A 19,824-nucleotide genomic window follows, 5' to 3' on the forward strand; every position below is an offset into this window, starting at 1 on the left:
TGGCCGCCAGGCATCAGCGGATCCTGATGCCCCGGCCGGCAGTGGTGTGGCCGATGACGGGGTGCCCTGGCAGCTCGCCGACCACCAGCAGCCCGCCGGAAGTCTGGGCATCGGCAAGCAGCAGCAGGTCGTCTTCGGTGATGCCCGGTGCGGTCTGCAGGTGCGGCCGCACCCAGTCGAGGTTGCGCCGGGTCCCGCCGGAGACAAAGCCGTCGCGCAGTGCCTCGCGGGCTCCATCAATCAGCGGTACCGCCTTCAGGTCGATCACTGCGCCCACTTCCGATGCCCGGACCATCTTGTGAAGATGGCCAAGCAGGCCAAAACCCGTGACGTCCGTTGCTGCCCGGACGCCGGCGGCCACCGCTGCCTCGGACGCGTCGCGATTGAGACCCACCATGGTCGCTATCGCCTCGGCAAACACTTCACCGGTCGCTTTGTGCCGGTTGTTGAGAAGCCCGACGCCGATCGGCTTTGTCAGCGTGATGGGCAGGCCCGGCCGGGCGGCGTCGTTGCGCAGCAGCCGGTCCGGGTGCGCGACGCCGGTGACGGCCATGCCGTACTTGGGTTCCGGATCGTCGATGGAGTGTCCGCCAAGCACCGGGCAACCGGCCTCCGACGCCACACTAAGCCCGCCGCGGAGGACCTCCGTCATCAGCTCCATTGGCAGGACGCCGCGGGGCCAGCCCACCAGGTTGATGGCCGTGACCGGCCGGCCGCCCATTGCATAGATATCCGAGAGCGCATTGGCGGCGGCGATCCGGCCCCAGTCAAAGGCATCGTTGACAACGGGAGTGAAGAAATCCGCCGTGGTAAGAACCGCGAGGTCGTCCCGCACCAGGACGGCCGCCGCGTCGTCGCCACTGTCCAGGCCAACCAGCACCTCTGCGCCCGGCTGGCCGATGAGGCCACGGACGGCATCTTCGAGCTCACCCGGCGGGATCTTGCAGGCACAGCCTCCTCCGTGGGCGTAGTCGGTGAGCCGAAGGGCGCCCACGGCGCCCTCATCAAGTTGCTGGACTGACGTCTGGGCCTCATTCACCCGCCTAGCGTACCCCCGTGAATCGACCTGCTATATTGAGGCGCGGTGGCGTCCGGGTCCTGGTGGGCCCCCCGGTCTTCAAAACCGGTGCGGCTGAGCATCTCGGCCTGGCGGGTTCGATTCCCGTCCGCCACCGCCAACTTTCGGCAGTGAATGCCGCGATATGAGGAGGGCTGTGGACCACGTCGATCCCCGCCGCCTGATTCCCCGCACGGACGACCTGCTGGCACTGCCGCCCGTCCGCGAAGCCCGGTCACGGCTGAGTGAGCGTGTGATCCGCGAACTCGTCCGGGACATCCAGGACCAGGCCCGGCGCGGTGACCTTCCTCCCGGCCAGGTGGAGCCAGTCCTGCTGGCCGCCGTCGCTGACCGCAAGGCAACAACCCTCCGCCCGGTGCTGAACGCCACCGGGGTCATCGTCCACACCAACCTGGGGCGGGCACCCCTTTCCGCGGCCGCGGTCGAAGCTGTTATCGCAGCCAGCGGCTACGTTGACGTGGAACTCGACCTGGCTGACGGAAACCGCTCCCGCCGTGGCGCCGGGGCCCGGGCGGTACTGCTCGCCGCCTGTCCCGCCGCTGAGGACGCACTGGTGGTCAACAACGGAGCAGCGGCGCTGGTACTGGCCACTACAGCCCTGGCCGCCGGCCGGGACGTGGTGGTGAGCCGCGGCGAACTCGTTGAGATCGGTGCAGGCTTCAGGCTCACCGACCTGATGGAATCGACAGGGGCAAGGCTTCGCGAGGTGGGCACCACCAACCGGACCCACCTGCACGACTACGCAGCGGCCCTCGGCCCCGATACGGGCTGCGTGCTGAAGGTCCATCCGAGCAACTTCCGGGTAGACGGTTTCACTTCCGCTGTTCCGCTGCATGAACTGGCCCCGCTGACGCAGGCACACGGAGTACCGCTCGTGGCCGACCTTGGCAGTGGACTGCTGGCACCCGACCCGCACCTCCCTGATGAACCTGATGTTGCCTCCGCTTTGGCGGCCGGGGCCGACGTCGTCATCGCCAGCGGCGACAAACTTCTCGGCGGACCCCAGGCGGGCCTGCTGCTGGGCCGCAAGGAGGTCATCACCCGGTTGGCCCGCCACCCGCTTGCCCGGGCCGTCCGGGCCGACAAACTTGCCCTCGCTGCCTTGGAGGCGACCGTGGCCGGCGGAATGCCGCCCGTCGTACAGGCGCTGCACGCCGACGTCGGGCAATTGCGGCGCCGCACGGAACGGCTGGCCCAGGAACTCGGGGCAGCGGTGGTGCCGCATGACGGCAGGGTAGGCGGCGGGGGCGCCCCCGGTTTTGCCTTGCCCGGGTGGGCGCTCCGGCTCCCCGAAGGACTGGCGCGGCTCCTGCGTACCGGCGATCCCGCCGTGCTTCCGCGCGTCCACGACGGTTCCTGCCTGATCGATCTGCGGTGCGTGCCCGCCGCGGACGACGACCGGATTCTCGAGGCCATTCGGCAGGCGCTGGCAGCCCTCGAGGCTGCGGATGCAGGCAGGGCGGGCTGAACCGTGCACGTCGTTGCCACGGCCGGTCACGTCGATTCCGGCAAGAGCACCCTTGTCCGCGCCCTTACCGGCATGGAGCCGGACCGCTGGGACGAAGAACGGCGCCGCGGGCTGACCATCGACCTGGGTTACGCCTGGACCACGTTGCCGTCCGGGCAGGACGTTGCGTTCGTCGACGTCCCCGGCCACGAGCGTTTCCTGGGCAACATGCTTGCCGGCATCGGACCCGCGCCGGTGGTGTGTTTCGTCGTCGCCGCCGACGAAGGCTGGCAGGCCCAGTCGAGTGACCACCGGGACGCCGTGGCGGCGCTGGGCATCGAGCACGGTGTGGTGGTCCTCAGCCGCGCGGACCGGGCGTCCAGCCAGCGGGTGGCGGACGTCCTGGCACGCGCCCGGGTGGAGCTGGCCGGGACTGGTCTGAGGGATGCCCCGGCCGTTGCCGTGTCCGCCATCGACGGCACCGGCCTGGCTGAGCTGCGTTCAGCGCTCGACGGCGTCCTGGCCAGTGTGCCCCAACCCGCCACAGATGGGCGGGTCCGGCTGTGGGTGGACCGGTCGTTCACGATCACCGGTTCCGGCACCGTGGTGACCGGAACGCTGGCCGCAGGAACGATCGTCCAGGGGGACCGGCTGGGCCTCTTTGGTCACCTTGGTTCCCGGTCCGTCGTCGTCCGCGGCCTGCAAAGCCGCGACACCTCGTACACCTCGGTGGCGCCAGTCAGCCGTGTGGCCCTCAACCTGCGCGACGTTTCCGCCACGGACATCCGGCGCGGTGATGCGCTGCTCACCCTCGATGCCTGGCCCACCACCGGCGTCGTGGGCATCCAACGGACCACCGGTGTGGCGTATACGGATGTGCCGGAGCAGCTCATGGTCCATGTTGGCACCGCGTCCGTGCCGGCCAGGCTGCGTCCTTTCGGCGCCGACCACGCTAGGCTCGTCCTCGACAGGCACCTGCCTCTCGTCCTGGGCGACCGGCTGGTGCTGCGCGACCCCGGAAGCCGCTCTGTGCTGGGCGGGGCACGCATCCTCGACGCCGATCCACCGGCCTTGCGGCGGCGCGGAGACGGCGCCCACTGGGCCCAGCGGCTTGCAGGCATGGACCCGGCGGGTGACGTGCTGGGGGAGGTGGCAGCCCGCAAAGCCGTGCAGGTGGAGCATCTGCGCCGGCTCGGGCTGTTGTCCGGGCAGGACCCGGAAGGGCCGTCCGGCGTGCAGGTCATCGACGACTGGTGGGTGCACGCTCCTGTCCTTGAGGCCTGGCAGCACCAGCTTCGCAACGCAGTCCAGGCGCTGCAGGAATCCGATCCCTTGGCGCCGGGCCTTTCCATGGGGGCAGCCCGCAACCTGCTTCGCCTGCCCGACGAGAAGCTGCTTTCCCATGTCATCCGTGGGGCCGCCCTGGAACAGGACGCAGGCCACATCCGGCTGCCCGGCAGCCGGGGCCACCTTGGCCCCATCGAACCGGCAATTGCCGAGCTGGAGCGCAGGCTCACCACGCATACGTTCCAGGCCCCGGAATCCGAGGAGCTGGCCGCGCTGGGTTTGGGCACGCGGGAGCTGGCTGCTGCAGAACGCTCGGGCCGCCTGCTGAGGCTGCGTGACGGCGTGGTGCTGCTGCCAACGGCGCCGGCCCTTGCGATGCGAACCCTAGCCGGCCTGGAGCAGCCCTTTACCACCAGCCAGGCGCGCCAAGCCCTCGGAACGACGCGCCGGATAGCGGTTCCACTGCTGGAACACCTCGATTCGCGGGGGTGGACCCAGCGGTTGGACGCAGGCCACCGCAAGGTGGTGCGCTAAGGGTTTGCGTCCCGAAGTCGACGGGCTTTGACGAGGAAGACAACCGCAACAATCGTCCAGAATGCAGCACCCCAAAGCAGTGCCGGCATCAGGACCGCCATCCCGGTCGCCGTACCTGATGCCATGAAAGAGTTGATGAACGCCCCTGCCGAAAGCGGCGCGTGCATGAGCATCGCCAGCGGGAGGCTCCCTGTCCGGTCGTAGACCCACACCATCAGCACCCGGAATGGGGGCAGCCAGGCAAACAGGAACACCGCCACGATAACCGCGTTTGGTATAGCTCCTGAAGGGTCAGTGCTGTCCGCGAACATCGGGTAGTGCCAGGTTCCCCACAGCAGGGCCATGATGAGGCCAGTCAAAAGAATGCCGTAACGCCTACGGAGTCTGGGCAGGGCAAAGCCCGTCCAGCCAAGCTCTTCCAGGATGCCGACCGCGAGCCCGACCAGGAGGCCGCCCAGGATAATGGCCGCTGTCCCCTCCAGTGTGGTCGTGCCCGCGTAGTAACCCGGAAACATCATCGAGACCATGGCCGCCGTCGTAGCCATGACGATCGGGCCAGTAAGAAGGGCGAAAAGGTACCACCGGGGGCCCACCCGCCATTGGCGCAGCCGGGTCCCGAGTTCCCGAAGCCCTGTTCGGCCGTATAGAAGGGCGGTAAGGGAAACGCCGGCTGCGGCGGGCCCTGCCGGGAGCGCCGCCGCGGCCCAGGTTACGGTTAGGTGCCCTGCACTGAGAATGGCAACCATTCCGCCCCAGGAGATGAAAAATGCGAGGAGGTAGAAAACAGGCAAGGGATGGCGCCTCGTGAACGAGGAGAACCCCTTGCCGGCGGCGCCCGAAACGAGCGGCACTCCGGGCTGTGGTTGCGTTGTCATGGGGACCCTCCTGCCTGACCAAACGCGCGCCCGCCGGTGACCCGGGAGCTGCTACCCCCAACTCCCAGCGTGATAGTGCAGGCAATGGCGGAGTAGGGGCTTTGGTCATGGCACCCTGTACCTCTGGAGCGCCGGGACGCCCCGGAGACCTGTCTTGGTTCCAAAGACCCTGTTTGGGCACTTCTCCGCGCCCTAGTCTGTCGTCATCCATTACATCAAGGAGGCATCCATGCGCAGAGCAGCAATGACTGAAACCGAGCGGGTCCATCATCTCTCCGAGAACCTCATGGGCCAGCTGGCCAGAGGCAGGGAATGGGCCACGCCTGGTGTGCAGGCTGCGCTTCAGCGGGCGGTGGCCGGGCTGGATGCAGGCATCGAGACCGCTTCTCCCCGCCTCCAGGCGCTGTTGCGCCGGTTGGCCGATGAGCTTGCCGGGGGTGTGGAGACACTGACGCCACGGGTCCAGGGACAGCTTAAGCGCGTTGGCCCGAAACCGGCCGGACGAGCCAAGAGACGCGGCCCGGTGAGGTCCCGGCAGCCGGCCTTCCGGATGTGGTGGTGGATCGCAGGGCTCGTAGCGTTGGCGGCCGGGGCAGCAGTCTGGCGCTCAATGCAGGCGTCCAAAGAAGAGACGGTGCGTTCGGACAGTTCGCAGGACATGAGCGGTGCGGATGCGAATGTCGACGCAGATCTTGCCTCAGGACGGATGTAGGAGGGCGTTCAGCGGCGGCAAGAAAGCATCGTTCTACAAAGGCGCCGGCCACCGATGGATTATCCCCCGAACGGCCAGCGTCTCAGAGGAAGCGTCTGAGCAGTTCCGGGACCCGGGGCAGGACCAGTTCAGGGGGACCGGAAAGCCGGGACTCGAGGGCCACTGTTCCCTGGTACCGCATGGCCTTGAGGGCGGCGCCGATCCGAGCCCAGTCGATGTGGCCGGCGCCCGGTTCCAGTCGATTGGAGTCGCTGGCCTGGACGTGGCCGACGAAAGCGCCCGCTGCCTCCAGGGCCGCTGCGGGATCTGCTTCTTCAATGTTCATGTGATAGGTGTCTGCGGCAAGCTTGACCGAACCGAGTCCGACTTTCCGCAGCAGTTCCACGCCCTGGGCGAGTGTGTTGACCATGTGGTCTTCGTACCGGTTCAAGGGTTCCAGGTAGAGTTCTACGCCTTCGCGCGCGGCGTGCCCGCCAAGTTGACCGAGAACATCAACAAGCACGGCCGTGTCCTCCTCCGGGGTTCGCGGCGGAATGAACGGGGGAAGGCGTTTTGAAAACATGCCGTACGAGGCCGGGGTTACGGCGCCCCGGCCCCCCAGCTCGGCCATGACACTTAGCTGGGATCGAAGTTGAACCACGGCGTCCCGACGGAGGGCCTCGTCAAAGTCTCCGATGAAGTGAAGCATGTCCACGCATACGGTGGGCATGACCACTCCGTTCTTCCGTGCGCGCCGAAGCTCGGACAGACGGTTCTGGAAACCCAGGTCGCCTTGGGCGCGGAGCTCAATTCCGTCGAAGCCCCAGGCAACGGCTCTCTCAAATTTCTCCTCCAGGCAGCTACCGGGCAGGTGCTGCTCTTGTACGGTGAGCGGGATCATCGGAACTCCAAAACTGTCTGAAGGGCAGACTCGGGATTGTTATCCAACAGCTCGTAGGCCTTGGCAGCATCTGCGATGTCGAACCGGTGGGTCACCAGCGAGGCTGCATCCAGGGCGCCGGACGCGATCGAAGCGATCACTGTCTGTTCCAGGCGGGGAACGCTCCACCGGCTGCGCAGCCGGTTTGGGACCGAACCGATTTGCGAGGCGAGTATCTGGACCCGGTTGTGGTGGAACTCTTCTCCCAGGCGGAGAGGTGCCGCGCCGCCCTGGTAAAAGCCGGCAGCAACCACTGTGCCATCGGCACCCACGGCCCGCGTGGCCTCGTGGAGGGCGCGGTAGTTCCCGCTGAGTTCAATGGCGCAATCGCACCCCATGCCGCCGGTAAGTTCGCGAATCCGGGCTGCGGGATCCGGGTCCGGCGCCAAGGCTTCCTCCGCACCCCAAGCGAGTGCCTGGCTATGGCGCACCCTGATTCCGTCAACTGCGATCACCGTCGCGCCGTTCAAAACGGCGAAGCGGGTGGCCAGCAGGCCGATGACGCCCTGGCCAAAAATGGCAACCGTCGAACCCACCCCCAGGTCAGCTGCCAGGACGGCGTTCAGGGCTATCGCTCCCACCCGCACAAATACGGCAGCGAGCGGGTCCATGCCCTCGGGCAGTTGGTGACCGGCCACGGTTTTTGCCGGCAGGATAGCCTCGGACTGGTGCCCCCAAATGCCCCAGACGGTGTCTCCGACTTTGACAGGCCGGCCGGCGTCCTTCCCCTCATCGACCGGGTCGGGCACGGCAGCAACCTCCACGACCTCTCCGACCTCCGAGTATCCCCACCCGTCCAGGGGGTAGCCAAGCCGCGGTTCACGTAGATCCTGCTGGAACAGGCGGATCCCGGGATCCCATTCGGAGGTCAGGTAGGGATTAGTGCCCCGGTACGCGGTCATCTCGGTCCCGGCCGAGATACCCGAAAACAGGGTGCGGACCCGAACCTCTCCGGGCTGGAGGGCAACGCTCTGGCCCTCGATGATCTCTACTTTGCCGGGGCCTGCAAAGCGAAGAAGGCGGTACACGGCTTATCTTCCTTGAGGCGATTTGGTGCCTGGGACCATGGCGGTGCTTTCAGTATGCAAGGGTCCAGCGCGGCGCTGCTTTCGAGACAGTGATCAGATGTGGGGGGTATTGCCTCGGCCCCGTGCCCGCCGCAGGCTTACCCTCCGGGGGTGTGGAGCGGCACGGTTTCGGCGCATGCGGCTGTGCCATGGCCTTGCATGAAGGTGGACCGTGGTAGACGGCGCTGACGCCACCAGGGTGGATCCGTTCCTTCGGCGGCGAAGATGGACGATCACGAGGACGGTCAGGCCGATCCAGGCGAACGCAACGCCGATGACAAGGAGCACTGTCGGAATCGTGTCCACTGCGGCACTTCCTCAGGAAGCAGGGGTTTGCTGGTTCACGTAAAGAACGGGGTCATTGGCGTGGTGCCTCTGTACCCGGACGCACCACGGGCGGTCCCATGCCATGGTGGGGTCCGGGGTGGCTGCTGACGCGCAGGATCCTGCAGCGGGTGGGGGATAGGGGTGATGTCACAGCGGCCTCCGGCTGAGCTGAAGCGGGGCCTGCTGCTGGACTTAGTTGAGGTATAGCGCGGTGCCACACCATAGTCAATAGACGTGGGCGAAGCCCCCGGCTCAGGCCACCACCACGCCGTGCCGGGAACACTCCGCTGTCCAGCCAAGCGGCGTCACCTGTACTTTCATCCGGCGCCCGCAGGCGGCGCAGTACCGCGGCGGTTCCATTGCCATGCGTTCGCCGCAGCGTTGGTGGGCGTACGACGGCGGGTGGTTGCCGCCGTCGAACGCCTCGCCGCAGTGCCCGCAAAAGTTCCCGGCGGCTGAATGCATGGAGGGAAAAGCTCTCTTCACAGCGTTTTCTGAAGTTCCTTGATGGGCATGTTGAGGTCCACGAGCAGGTTCAGGTCTGCGGTGGCAGGGCGGCCGAGGGTGGTGAGGTAGTTGCCCACGATGACGGCGTTGATGCCCCCGAGCAGGCCATCGCGGGTGCCGAGGTCGCCGAGGGTGAGTTCGCGGCCGCCGGCGTACCGAAGAACGGTGCGGGGCATGGCCAGGCGGAAGGCGGCGATGGCGCGGAGGGCGTCCTTGCCGTCCATGATGCCTTGGTTCTCCAGCGGGGTTCCAGGCCGGGGATTGAGGAAGTTGAGCGGCACTTCGTGGGGTTCCAGGGCTGCGAGCTGGGCGGCCAGTTCAGCCCTCTGCTCCAGGCTTTCACCCATTCCGATAAGGGCGCCGCAGCACAGTTCCATGCCGGCGTCCTTGACCATGGCGCAGGTCTGCAGCCGTTCCTCATAGGTGTGGGTGGTGACGACTTCGGGGAAGTAGCTGCGTGCCGTTTCCAGGTTGTGGTTGTAGCGGTGCACCCCCCACTCCTTGAGCTGGTCCACTTGGCGCTGCGTCAGCATGCCCAGCGAGCAGGCGATGTTGATGTCCACTTCCTGGGTGATGCGGTCGATGGCGAACTTGATCTGGTTCATCAACTTGATGTCGGGCCCCCGGACGGCAGCGACGATGCAGAACTCCGTGGCCCCGGTGGCGGCTGTCTCCTTGGCGGCCTTGACCAGTTCCGGGATATCCAGCCACACGCCACGGACGGGGGAGTCAAAGAGACCGGACTGGCTGCAGAAATGGCAGTCCTCCGGGCAGCCGCCGGTCTTGATGGAGATAATGCCCTCTACCTCCACTTCCTCCCCGCAGTGGCGGAGCCGTACCTGGTGGGCCAATTCAAGGGCGCTTGGAAGTGCCTCATCCGGGAGCCGGAGGACCTCTTCGAGCTGGGCCTGGTTCAGGCCGATGCCGTCCCCGAGAACCTGCCGGCCGGCGGTTTCCAGGATTGCGCAGCCTCCGCCCGCGGTGGTCCCGGTGCTGCCGGCGCTGGGAAGGTTTGCCTGGATGGTCATTAATTGGTCCTTTGCGTCTACATGGAATATGCCTCACAGCAGACGCTAGTTCTCCCTGGGCGACTCGATTTTGGAGGAGTCCAACAAAGAATCCGGTGACGGGCCCAACGATGACGCGCCGGGACCGGTGACACGTACTCCGCCCACCGCCCCTGTCCACGGCGTATCGCCCGGAACGGGCAGCACCAGATGCGCAAAAACGTACCCCTGCTCAAGTGGGAGGACCCTGGACGTGGCCCCTGCGCACTTCAGGCACAGCGCCACCGGCTGAAAGGGGGCGCCGGGATGCTCCTGCCCCACGGAGACCACAGCGCCGGAACCACCCACGCAGGCTACGGTGACGGTGTACAGCCCAGCCGCCGGCACCTTCGCCATCGTGCCAAACCCCCTGACGGGGCCATCCAGGGGTCCCTCCTCGAAAAGGAGCGCAGGCCCGGGTACTGCCTTAAGAAGCCGGTCCAGCTCAGCATAGTTTCCCACCTCGCGCTCCAGGACGAGCGGGGTCAACGTAGGGGGCAGGGGAATCAGCGACTGGGGACGGGCTCGCCATGGGACTCTGCACAGTCTCTTTGTACCCATACGCGCAGCCGGCGATTCCCCAGGCCACAGTCGGCAAGCAAAGGGTGAAAGCAAGACCACGCTGCCTGTCCTTCATTCCCACCTTTCCATGGTCGCCATGCCCGCGGTTCAAGGCAATGGTCCGGTCACTGGCAGCACCTTCGCGGCGGGAGGCCGTGGGGGTTCTTGGTCGACAGCCGACAATGAAGCCAAGCTCAAGATTGAAACAATAAATCCCTGTAGTGGACAAAATATCTTCCCCGTGGCCGCAGGGCTTCCTAAAGTGGCCGTACAGCTACGACTTGGGGGACAGTCCCCCAATTGACCAGGCCAAGGGGGGCCGCATGAGCACAAGCAATCCGCCGGCCGCCAAGGACGAACATACGGTGACGCCACCGGTGCCCGCTCCACCTGTGGGGCCGTTGGCAAGACCCGGCACGGTTCAACAGACCTCGCGTTCCAGCAGGCGGGAACATGAGGTACAGCGCCTGATCCGCGACCTTGCCGTCCTTGCAGACAACCATCGCGCGCAGGTTTCGTAAACCGCCTGCTTAGCTCCCGGAACCTGTTCCGGTCCTGTGGAGGATGTCATCCACCACGCTCTGGAGTGGTGCAGTAGCGTCGATCGCAATGGCACCGGACGGGATTTCTTCCCGTGTTCCGTGAAGGCGTTCTATGAGCTTCCGTTCAGCCTGGCGCCCTCCCCACTCGTCCTTTGGGCGCGCATCAAGCCGCCGGCGAAGCGTTTCGAGGTCCACCTCAAGAACGAACACCGCGTCAAAAAGCTCAATGAACTTTGAGAGATTCCTGGATCCGCCGCAGAAGAACGTCACCGCCTCCCGCCGGTCTTCGGTGAGGGCCTTCACGTCGTCCACCCTCCAGAGATGGTGATGGTGCACGGAGACGCCGGTGATGCCGGCGAGTGGTTCACCGGTCTCAGGATCGCCTTGATAGGCCAGTTCGCGGTCACCGTTGATTGCGTGATAACCGCGCCGGCGCAACTCGTCGCAGACAGCGGTCTTGCCGGTTCCTGAGCCGCCTTCGATGAGGTAGTTCTTCCTGCCCATGCCTGATGGTACCGATACTGCGTGCTGAAGAAGATGGATCCGACGATGTTCCCGGGCGCTGCATGGTGGGTTGGGAACCGGCTCGTCCTTCAGCCCTCGCGGTTGATGGTTTGATTAGTCAGTGCTCCGTGTAAAACGCTTTGTTGTTTTCAGCCTGTTTGTCGTTTGCATCAGCACTGCTGTCTCCTTCTGGCTCATCCGGCAGCCAGGCGCGGACGCCCGGGTGGCCTTTTCCGCACCGCCGCGGGCAGGGGCAACTTTCGCACTCGGCCCCGCCGGCATCGACACCGCCGTCAACGTAACACGCAGCCCGGACGCCCAGTGGCTGCTGGAGGCTTCCACCCAGACCGGTATCCCTGCCCGGGCCCTGCGGGCCTACGTTGGCGCCGCCGCCACGGCCAATGACGCCACCCCGATGTGTCGAATCGGCTGGAATACTCTGGCTGCTGTCGGCTTCGTCGAATCAGCCCATGGAACCTATGGCGGCGGCCGCCTGGACAGCAACGGCCATGCGAGCGGGCCCATCGTGGGACCAAGCCTTAACGGCGATGGATTCGCCGCCATCGCGGATACGGATGGCGGCGCCCTTGACGACGACGCCCGGTGGGACCACGCGGTGGGGCCGATGCAGTTCATTCCCTCCACGTGGCGGCTTGCAGGAAGGGACGGGAACGGGGACGGAACAGCGGACCCGTCCAACATCGACGACGCCGCCCTCAGCGCGGCCACATATTTGTGCGCCCACGGCCGGGACCTCACAACCCCGCAGGGGTGGGCAGACGCCATCCACTCCTACAACCAGTCCGATGCCTACATCCGTCAGGTGCGGGCCCAGGCGACCGCTTACGCCGCAGAAACGGGCACCCCCGAATGATGCCGGGCGGCTGGCGGTCGCAGTGCCGGCTTCAGGTGCATACGGGGTCTCCCCGTGGACTCGGCCGTCCGTGCGTCAGGCAGGCTGCCACCTGACGGGAAGTGCCTTCAGTCCGTAAACGATGGTGCTTTCCATCCGCTCCAGTTGCGCTTCATGAGCCAAGGAGAGCTTAGGCAAGCGGGCCAGCAGTGCCTCCAGCGCAATCCTGGCCTCCAGCCGGGCAAGGGGCGCGCCGAGGCAAAAGTGGATGCCGTGGCCGAACGCCAGATGCCGGTTGGGGTTGCGGTCAATGTCGAACTCCGCCGGCCGCTCGAATTGCTGCCCGTCGCGGTTGGCGGACCCGATCCAGGCAACAACCGGTGCCCCGGCCGGGATTCGCTGATCGCCCAAAATCGTCTCCGCCACCGTCACCCGGTACATGGACTGGACCGGCGACCGGAACCGCAGCACCTCTTCGAGGGTTTGGGGAAGCAGGGCCGGCTCCTTAAGGACACGCTCGAGAGAGCCCGGCGACTCAGACAAACATAGAACGGCGTTGCCGATCAGGTTGGTGGTGGTCTCATTGCCGGCGACGAGCAGCAGGCTGCAGAAGCCGAGCAGTTCAGGGACCGTGAGCTTTTGGCCGTCAATCTCGGCAGACAGCAGGCTGCTGATCAGGTCCCTGCCGGGGCGGCTCCTGCGTTGGTCGATGAGGGCCAGGAAGTATTCGATCATCTCTGAGGCGGTTGCGTCCTGCCCGTCGCTGGCCGGGCCAGTGCGGGTTTGGCTGACAATCACGTCGGACCATTGCTTGAAACGCTCGCGGTCCTCCGCCGGGATGCCCATGAGCTCGGAAATCACGATGACCGGCAGCGGGTACGCCAATTCCTTGATCAGGTCGCCGCTCCCGCGGGCCGCGATCCCCTCCAGGAGTTCGTCCGTGAGGCCGGCGATACGTGGAGCCAGCGCGTCAACGGCCTTTGGCGTGAAAGCCTGTGTCACCAGGGAGCGCAGCTGCCGGTGCCTCGGGGGATCGGCGGTGATGAGGCTTGAGGCGAAGAGCTGGCCGGAGCCGGACGGATTTTCACCGCCCATGCGGGATGAGAACGTAGCGTGCTCGGACAGCACCCGCTGAACATCGTCATACCGGAACACGTGCCAGCTCCCCGATTGGCCGTCCTGGAAGACAGGAGCGGCTGCAGCATTTGTTCGTAGTGGGGAAAGGGATCGAGCGGATAATCAGCAGCCTGTGTGACGTCCATGGTGGCCTCTCTGCCTCCTTGGCGCTCCCGGGGGCACGGCGGGCGCCAAGGCCTCAAACGACTGAGCGTGGAACCTTGATCCTAACCAAAGCCTGCGCCTGGGTCATCAGTCCCGCCGTCGAAATCCCTGGCCGTTACTGAAGTCCGGCTGTCAGCGGGCCCCGCCGCCGTCTGTGGGATTGCCGGAACCGCAACAGACACCTACCCCAGGCGTAAGGCGACGGCGAGGTCCGGTCCCAGTGACTTCGCGAAGGTATTGGTCATGTGGTTGTCCCGATAGACCAAGACGTTCCCGATGACAGCCGGGCAAAGGCCGTCCCGGCAAAAGAGCCTGGAGAGGTCAACAATTTCAATGCCTCCAACCCGGCGGGCCGCCCCAACAAGCGCATCATCCCCGCCCGCAAGGGCCTCCGAGGCAGGCGTGGCGCAAGCGCCGTGGTCGGCATACTTTTGAATGCATTCCACCGGGTTGCCCTGTGGATACGGCAGGTCCGCGACGACCGCGACCCGCAGTCCCGCAGCACGCAGCCGGGAAAGGGTCTGAACATAACCCTCGACAAGCGGGGCATCCGGCGCCCAGGACCACCCAAGAGCCTTTCTGTAACCGGACTCGCGCATCCCGGCAACCAGGACGAGGTCCGGTTTTCCTGCCGCGATTCTTTCGGCTGTTACGGAATTTTGGTTCGGACAGTTGGCGTAGAGGGTGGTCTCGGACCGCGGCGGAGTCAAGGCAAACGGGCAGCCGTTCCGCACCAGGGCGTGGATTCTCAGCGGGATCTTCCGGGATACGGCAATGAGGGGGTCAACAAACTGGCCGGCGTGTGAATCCCCGACAACCACAACAACAGGCGCATCCTGCTGTGTCACCGAACCGAACCAGCAATCAGTGTCAGGCACCACGGCGGGGTCATAAACGCCGCAGGCCCCGGCGCTGGTGGCAGGTACATCCTGCATGGCGACCGAGGGATCAGGGCGGATGGGGAGGCCGGCAGGTACCGGCGCGGGGCGGGTGGACCACGCCTGGGCGCCGGGGTAATCGTGGTCCGACAGTTCGGTCGACAGTTGTGCGCGCTTAATCTCAATTACCTGCCACGGCGCCCACGCTGCAACGGACACCACCATCGCGCCGCACAGCGCCATCGCGTAAGTCCGGCGGTACACGCTCCAGCCAGCATGCCCTGAGCGGTGCCGGAAGCGTTGTTCCACCAGGTGGTAGGAGGCTACCGCGAGGACAAGACTGAGCACGGCGAGAAGCAGCGCTTCCCTGATGCGTGGCGTGCGGCCCAACAGCGCGACAGCGAAAACAATGACGGGCCAGTGCCACAGATACAGGGAATACGACACGTCTCCGACGAGCGTCATGGGCCGGATGGCAAGGAACCTGGAAGCTGACCACGGAACGGCTGATGATGGAGGGCCAGTGCGCAAGAGGATGGCGGTCCCGAGTACTGGGATGCCGGCGATGCTGCCGGGGAAGGCAATGTCAGTACTGAAGAGAAAAGCGGGGACGACGATGGCAGAGACGCCCAGCCACCCGCTGACCGCTGCAAGCCGGCCGGACGGTTTCGGCAGTGCCGGCAGGAGAGCGGCGAGCCCGCCGACGGCGAGTTCCCAGATCCTCGTCGTCGTGGCAAAGTACGCGATGGTGTGTTCATGGTCGCTCAGGTAGATGCTGTAGACGAACGACGCCAGGGCAGTCACGGACAACGCCGGGACGATGAAGCGGCCGGGCGGCTTGCCTGTGGCGAGCGCCGCGGAGATCAGGCCAAGGAAGAAGAACGGGATGACGAGGTAGAACTGCTCCTCGACGGCAAGGGACCAGAAGTGCTGAAGGGGGGACACTTCCTGCGTTGCGCCGGCGTATGAGACTGCGGACAGGGCCTGATGCCAGTTTTGTACCTGGAGCAGCGAGAACAGGACATCGGAGGAGATGTTCTGCCAGCGGCTTTGGGCAAGCAGCAGCATTGCCCCGGCCAGGACTGCAACCAAAACAACGGCCGACGCCGGAAAGAGGCGGCGGATGCGCCGTGCGTAGAACTCGGGAACGGAGATTGACGCGTTCTTTGACGCTTCCCTGGCAAGGGAGCCGATGATGAGGAAGCCCGAGACGACGAAGAACACGTCGACTCCTACGAACCCGCCCGGGAGGGCTTCAGGCCGAAGATGGTAGATGACGACGATCCCAACGGCCAGTGCGCGGAGGCCCTGGATGTCCCGTCTGGCCCCGGAGCCGTTGGTGCCGTGCGCCCGGACCTTAGCCGCGGCATGCCTCATTGCTTCCCCTTGTATTCTGCTGTCAACCTCCGCCCTTTAGCGGGTATCGAGGCGAGTGGGACTCGCCGAGAGGGGATTCTATCCGACACCAATGCCATGGTTGTGGCACTCGAACGCCGTTTTCGTTTTGACCGGCCAAAGTGGTGCCCGCCTTTGCCGGCGCCGGGGTGGAATGGTGACGGCCCGCCCCTGGATTTCCACCCCGCCGTTGGCCAGGGGCCTGGGGCCCGGGTTTTGTGGTAGACAATCCGGGTCCCCTAAGGTTGATGCTCGATGAAAGCCCCTGAGAAGACTTCCGATCAGCTGCCCGCAGGTTCCCCGCGCGGACCCGTTTTTGTTGATGCCTCAGGACGGCGCCTCCGGCGGGTCCAGCTGATTGGCCTGGGGGTTCTCGGGCTGGTGGCCGGATACGTCGTCCTGGTGCTTGCCGCGTTCATTGGCGGCTCCGGGGTCTCCGCGCCCTTCCTGCCCCTGCCCGCCGCGGCAGGCCCCCACGACCAGCCGTCAATTCCGCCGTCTTCACCAGCGGCTGATTCCCACACTGCCGCAGCCTTGTCCGGCCCCGCCGCTCCGCCCGTTGAGCAGTCCCCGGCGGCAGTGCCGGTGGCCCTGGCCGCCGCACCGGCCGCACCCCCGGTGGGCGGTACCGCCGTCGAGACTTCCGCCCCTGTTGCTGCTCCGGTTCCTGCTGCGCCCACTCAACCCGGACTGAGCGGGACGGCTCCCGGTGCCGCTGGAACCGCCCCCGGCTCCAGCGGGACGGCCCCGGGTACCAGCGGTGTTGCGCCGGGGTCCAGCGGTGTTGCGCCGGGCCAGGCTATGCGGCCGTCGGCCCCTTCCCGCCAGTAACATGACCCTCCGGAACAAGGGCACCAGAAACGCAAAGAGCAATGTGCCCGCGAATGTCAGGGCCCATTGGTTCGTCCTCCTGGCCACCTTGATGGCGCTGGGGCTGGCTTTGGCGGTGCAGGGATACCTGCACCACTCGGGCGGTGCCGGCGTGGACCAGGTGCCCGTGGACCAGGCCGCCGGGAATGTCCCGGATGCCGTTTCCCACGGTGGCCCGGTGCTGGATTCCCGTGGCGGGACCGTAACGTCCGTCAGGCCGCCGGACCGGACGGTCGCCCTGACGTTCGACGATGGCCCTGACGCCCTGTGGACGCCCCGCATCCTCGACGTCCTCCGGGAACACCATGTCCATGCGACCTTCTTCGTCGTGGGCTCCGCAGCGGTGGACAACCCGGATCTTTTGCGCCGCATCGTGGCCGAAGGCCATGAAGTGGGGGTCCACACGCTGACGCACACAGACCTCGGCGCAGCTCCAGATTGGCGCCGGGAACTTGAGGTGCAGGGCGGACAGGACGCGATTGTGGGGATCACCGGCCAGGCCGCGTCCCTGCTGCGGCCGCCCTACACCGCCGGCAACGGGGCCATTACGGACAGCATGTGGTCCGCGCTGCGGGGGCTGGCGGATGAGGGATACCTCACCGTGCTGAGCAGCATGGACAGCAAGGACTGGCAAATGCCGGGCGCCGGAGCGATCGAGGACAATCTCGCGCCGTCCGGGCCGCAGGGGCAGGTGGTTCTCATGCATGACGGGGGCGGTGACAGGGAACAGACCGTCGCCGCGCTGGACTCCGCCCTCTCACGTTTCTCCGGGCAGGGGTACCGCGTCACCACGGTGGGGGATGCGGTGGGCGTTGACAGCATGCGCCCCGCCTCCGGCATGGAACAGGTTCGCGGCTCTGCGTTCGTGTGGGGCATCCGCCTCAGTGACTTCGTTGTCACCGCCATCTCGTGGGGACTCGTTGCCGCTGGTGCCGTGACTCTCGTGCGCGCCGTCCTGGTGATGTTCTTCGCTGCCCGCCATAGCCGCGCAGCGCGGCGCCTCCCCAGGGCTGGGCGGGGCAGGCGCCGCGTCGACGTGATGGTGGGGCCGGCAGTTACCGAACCGGCCACGGTGGTTGTCCCCGCCTACAACGAGTCCGCCGGAATTGAAGCCGCGGTCCGGTCCATCCTTGCCTCCACGCATCCGGTGGAAGTCATCGTGGTGGACGACGGCTCCACCGACGGGACCGCCGACATCGTGGAGGCTCTCGGCCTGCCCGGCGTGACCGTCATCCGCAAGGAGAACGGCGGCAAACCGTCCGCCCTGAACGCCGGAATCCAGGCCGCGGGCCACGACCTTGTTGTCATGGTGGACGGTGACACCGTTTTCGAACCGAATACAGTCCGCGCCCTCATCCAGCCCTTCGCGGACCCCCGCGTGGGCGCGATCTCCGGCAACACCAAGGTGGCCAACCGGGGAGGCATCCTGGGTGCGTGGCAGCACATCGAGTATGTTGTCGGGTTCAACCTCGACCGCAGGCTGTTCGACGTCGCCGAATGCATGCCCACCGTTCCCGGGGCAATTGGGGCCTTCCGGATCGAGGCCCTCCGCAACGTCGGCGGTGTCAGCGATGACACGCTCGCTGAGGACACCGACCTGACCATGGCACTGTGCCGGGACGGCTGGCGCGTGGTGTACCAGGAGGATGCCAGGGCCTGGACGGAGGCGCCCGCAACCCTCGGCGCCCTGTGGCGCCAGCGGTACCGCTGGTGCTACGGCACCCTCCAGGCTATGTGGAAGCACCGGGGGGCTGTGCTGCAAAAAGGCGCGGCCGGGAAGCTCGGCCGGCGCGGGCTCGGCTACCTGTTTGTCCTCCAGGTACTGCTTCCCCTCTTCGCGCCCGTCGTCGATGTCTTTGCCCTGTACGGCCTGATCTTCCTTGACCCCCTGCGGATCGGGGTGCTGTGGCTCCTGTTCCTGGCGGTTCAATTCCTTATGGCTGCTTACGCGTTCCGGCTCGACAGGGAACGGCTCGGCCCGCTCTGGACGCTTCCCCTGCAGCAGTTCGTCTACCGGCAGCTCATGTACCTGGTGGTCATCCAGGCCGTCGTCACAGCAGTGGCCGGAGTGCACCTTCGGTGGCACCGGATGGAAAGGTACGGCAGCCTGCGCGTCCCGCAGACCCAACGACAGGGCTAGGGTAAGTTCGGGCCTGTGGGATCCCTGGCCCCCGGGCCGGGACGCCGTCCCCTTGCCGGCAAGCCGGCGGCAGGTACCTGGAACGCAAAGGAGCTCCATTGGCTGACGAACTAACCACGGGCCGGCTCGAGTGCCTTTTCACGGGTTCGGTCTGGGCAGAGGGCCCCGTGTGGGTGCCGTCCTCGAAAACCGTGCGGTGGAGCGACATCCCGAACAACCGCATCCTCGAGTTCAATCCCGCCACCGGGGCCACCCGGGACTACGCGGTGGGCGTCGAGTTCACCAACGGCCGCACCCTCGACGCCGACGGCAGCGTGGTCCAGTGCAGCCACGGGCAGCGCCGGGTGGAGCGCGACCGCGAAGGCATAGTGACGGGCCTGGTGGATTCCTTCGAGGGTCACCGGCTGAACTCACCCAATGACGTGGTCATCGCCCGCGATGGAAGCATCTGGTTCACGGACCCGCCCTATGGAATTCTGCCGGGGACAAGGGAAGGCCACGAGGGTGAGCAGGAATATGGTGGCTGCAATGTCTTCCGCTTCGAGCCGGATTCCGGATCGATGACGGCCGAAATCACCGACCTGGTGCACCCCAACGGGCTTGCCTTCTCGCCCGACGAGTCCGTTCTTTACGTCGCGGATACGGCCGGTTCCCTCTATGGCGTTCCGCTGCGGATCGCAACGTACAACGTCCATGAGGGACGCTGCAGCGCCAGGACGGGGACGCTCGAGCTTGAGGACGGCCACCCGGCCGACGGCCTCAGGGTGGACGTCGAAGGCAGGATCTGGACCTCCGCCGGCCCGTCCATAAGGGTCTACTCACCGTCCTTCGAACTCCTGGACACCCTCCCAGTGCCCGAGACGGTCTCGAACCTGTGCTTTGGCGGTTCCGACGGCCAGGACCTCTACATCACGGCAACCACAAGCCTGTACCGGATCCGTACCACCACCAGGGACGCGGCTGCCCGCCACTTTCCGCCCCATAACCACTGAATACGAGGA

Annotated in this window: 17 protein-coding genes and 1 tRNA gene; 9 read left to right on the forward strand and 9 right to left on the reverse strand. The window is 66.2% G+C overall.

Going from position 1 to position 19,824, the window contains the following annotated elements:
* Positions 1-13: 13 nt before the first annotated feature.
* On the reverse strand, positions 14-994 hold the full coding sequence (gene selD, locus ACEN9K_RS10995; protein WP_144600025.1) for a selenide, water dikinase SelD: 981 nt from the start codon (positions 992-994) through the stop codon (positions 14-16).
* Between the two features lie 89 nt (positions 995-1,083).
* Here selD and ACEN9K_RS11000 point away from each other — a divergent pair.
* The 3 genes from ACEN9K_RS11000 to selB all read left to right on the forward strand — a co-directional run bounded on the left by ACEN9K_RS11000 (position 1,084) and on the right by selB (position 4,346).
* Positions 1,084-1,178, forward strand: a tRNA-Sec gene (locus tag ACEN9K_RS11000).
* A 36-nt stretch (positions 1,179-1,214) separates the two neighbouring features.
* Entirely contained in the window at positions 1,215-2,546 is a 1,332-nt protein-coding gene (selA, locus tag ACEN9K_RS11005) for an L-seryl-tRNA(Sec) selenium transferase (protein WP_224084444.1), read from the forward strand.
* A gap of 3 nt (positions 2,547-2,549) precedes the next feature.
* Positions 2,550-4,346, forward strand: coding sequence for a selenocysteine-specific translation elongation factor (gene selB / locus ACEN9K_RS11010; RefSeq protein ID WP_488314655.1), 1,797 nt, complete (start codon positions 2,550-2,552; stop codon positions 4,344-4,346).
* Here selB and ACEN9K_RS11015 read toward each other — a convergent pair.
* On the reverse strand, positions 4,343-5,221 hold the full coding sequence (locus ACEN9K_RS11015) for a CPBP family intramembrane glutamic endopeptidase (RefSeq protein WP_488314654.1): 879 nt from the start codon (positions 5,219-5,221) through the stop codon (positions 4,343-4,345). The genes selB and ACEN9K_RS11015 overlap by 4 nt on opposite strands.
* A 229-nt stretch (positions 5,222-5,450) precedes the next feature.
* On the opposite strand from ACEN9K_RS11015, the gene ACEN9K_RS11020 reads away from it, so the two are divergent.
* The gene (locus ACEN9K_RS11020) at positions 5,451-5,933 is read left to right on the forward strand and encodes a hypothetical protein (protein ID WP_018771018.1); all 483 of its coding nucleotides are present in this window, start codon (positions 5,451-5,453) and stop codon (positions 5,931-5,933) included.
* Between the two features lie 82 nt (positions 5,934-6,015).
* Here the strand turns inward: ACEN9K_RS11020 and ACEN9K_RS11025 are convergent, their stop codons facing one another.
* The 4 genes from ACEN9K_RS11025 to bioB form a co-directional block, all read right to left on the reverse strand.
* A complete protein-coding gene (locus ACEN9K_RS11025; protein ID WP_495634413.1) occupies positions 6,016-6,813 on the reverse strand; it encodes a sugar phosphate isomerase/epimerase family protein in 798 nt (265 codons plus the stop codon).
* Positions 6,810-7,880, reverse strand: a complete 1,071-nt coding sequence (locus ACEN9K_RS11030) for a zinc-dependent alcohol dehydrogenase (RefSeq protein ID WP_495634414.1) — start codon at positions 7,878-7,880, stop codon at positions 6,810-6,812. The genes ACEN9K_RS11025 and ACEN9K_RS11030 overlap by 4 nt, the downstream gene beginning before the upstream one ends.
* A 618-nt stretch (positions 7,881-8,498) precedes the next feature.
* Positions 8,499-8,732, reverse strand: a complete 234-nt coding sequence (bsaP, locus tag ACEN9K_RS11035; RefSeq protein WP_261377334.1) for a biotin synthase auxiliary protein BsaP — start codon at positions 8,730-8,732, stop codon at positions 8,499-8,501.
* Positions 8,729-9,781, reverse strand: coding sequence for a biotin synthase BioB (bioB, locus tag ACEN9K_RS11040; protein WP_224084450.1), 1,053 nt, complete (start codon positions 9,779-9,781; stop codon positions 8,729-8,731). Before bioB ends, bsaP begins: the two co-directional genes overlap by 4 nt.
* 902 nt (positions 9,782-10,683) lie before the next feature.
* On the opposite strand from bioB, the gene ACEN9K_RS11045 reads away from it, so the two are divergent.
* On the forward strand, positions 10,684-10,881 hold the full coding sequence (locus ACEN9K_RS11045; protein WP_495634415.1) for a hypothetical protein: 198 nt from the start codon (positions 10,684-10,686) through the stop codon (positions 10,879-10,881).
* A 9-nt stretch (positions 10,882-10,890) separates the two neighbouring features.
* On the opposite strand, the gene ACEN9K_RS11050 is transcribed toward ACEN9K_RS11045, so the two are convergent.
* A complete protein-coding gene (locus ACEN9K_RS11050) occupies positions 10,891-11,406 on the reverse strand; it encodes a hypothetical protein (protein ID WP_018771013.1) in 516 nt (171 codons plus the stop codon).
* A gap of 121 nt (positions 11,407-11,527) precedes the next feature.
* Here ACEN9K_RS11050 and ACEN9K_RS11055 point away from each other — a divergent pair, with 121 nt between their 5' ends.
* A complete protein-coding gene (locus ACEN9K_RS11055; RefSeq protein WP_018771012.1) occupies positions 11,528-12,280 on the forward strand; it encodes a lytic transglycosylase domain-containing protein in 753 nt (250 codons plus the stop codon).
* Positions 12,281-12,355: 75 nt separating this feature from the next.
* On the opposite strand, the gene ACEN9K_RS11060 is transcribed toward ACEN9K_RS11055, so the two are convergent.
* Positions 12,356-13,414 carry a cytochrome P450 gene (locus ACEN9K_RS11060; protein WP_495634416.1) on the reverse strand — a complete coding sequence of 353 codons (1,059 nt, stop codon included), beginning with the start codon at positions 13,412-13,414 and terminating at the stop codon, positions 12,356-12,358.
* Between the two features lie 308 nt (positions 13,415-13,722).
* Positions 13,723-15,795 (reverse strand): acyltransferase family protein, encoded by a 2,073-nt coding sequence (locus tag ACEN9K_RS11065; RefSeq protein WP_495634417.1) that lies wholly within the window; start codon positions 15,793-15,795, stop codon positions 13,723-13,725.
* A 273-nt stretch (positions 15,796-16,068) separates the two neighbouring features.
* Between ACEN9K_RS11065 and ACEN9K_RS11070 the strand changes: the two genes are divergently transcribed.
* From ACEN9K_RS11070 to ACEN9K_RS11080, 3 genes are all read left to right on the forward strand, one after another.
* The gene (locus tag ACEN9K_RS11070; RefSeq protein WP_495634418.1) at positions 16,069-16,644 is read left to right on the forward strand and encodes a ribosomal eL19 family protein; all 576 of its coding nucleotides are present in this window, start codon (positions 16,069-16,071) and stop codon (positions 16,642-16,644) included.
* A gap of 43 nt (positions 16,645-16,687) precedes the next feature.
* Complete coding sequence (locus ACEN9K_RS11075) at positions 16,688-18,823, forward strand: bifunctional polysaccharide deacetylase/glycosyltransferase family 2 protein (protein ID WP_223995023.1); 2,136 nt, start codon at positions 16,688-16,690, stop codon at positions 18,821-18,823.
* Positions 18,824-18,921: 98 nt separating this feature from the next.
* A complete protein-coding gene (locus ACEN9K_RS11080; protein WP_495634419.1) occupies positions 18,922-19,815 on the forward strand; it encodes an SMP-30/gluconolactonase/LRE family protein in 894 nt (297 codons plus the stop codon).
* Positions 19,816-19,824 lie beyond the last annotated feature (9 nt).

Source organism: Pseudarthrobacter sp. Pseusp20 (genome assembly GCF_059492155.1).

Excerpts from the sequence above, each read along its gene's own strand:
- ACEN9K_RS11050 (WP_018771013.1), bottom strand. The coding sequence starts at position 11,406 with ATGGGCAGGAAGAACTACCTCATCGAAGGCGGCTCAGGAACCGGCAAG.
- ACEN9K_RS11015 (WP_488314654.1), bottom strand. The coding sequence starts at position 5,221 with ATGACAACGCAACCACAGCCCGGAGTGCCGCTCGTTTCGGGCGCCGCC.
- ACEN9K_RS11065 (WP_495634417.1), bottom strand. The coding sequence starts at position 15,795 with ATGAGGCATGCCGCGGCTAAGGTCCGGGCGCACGGCACCAACGGCTCC.
- ACEN9K_RS11045 (WP_495634415.1), top strand. The coding sequence starts at position 10,684 with ATGAGCACAAGCAATCCGCCGGCCGCCAAGGACGAACATACGGTGACG.
- bioB (WP_224084450.1), bottom strand. The coding sequence starts at position 9,781 with ATGACCATCCAGGCAAACCTTCCCAGCGCCGGCAGCACCGGGACCACC.
- ACEN9K_RS11070 (WP_495634418.1), top strand. The coding sequence starts at position 16,069 with ATGAAAGCCCCTGAGAAGACTTCCGATCAGCTGCCCGCAGGTTCCCCG.
- ACEN9K_RS11020 (WP_018771018.1), top strand. The coding sequence starts at position 5,451 with ATGCGCAGAGCAGCAATGACTGAAACCGAGCGGGTCCATCATCTCTCC.
- ACEN9K_RS11025 (WP_495634413.1), bottom strand. The coding sequence starts at position 6,813 with ATGATCCCGCTCACCGTACAAGAGCAGCACCTGCCCGGTAGCTGCCTG.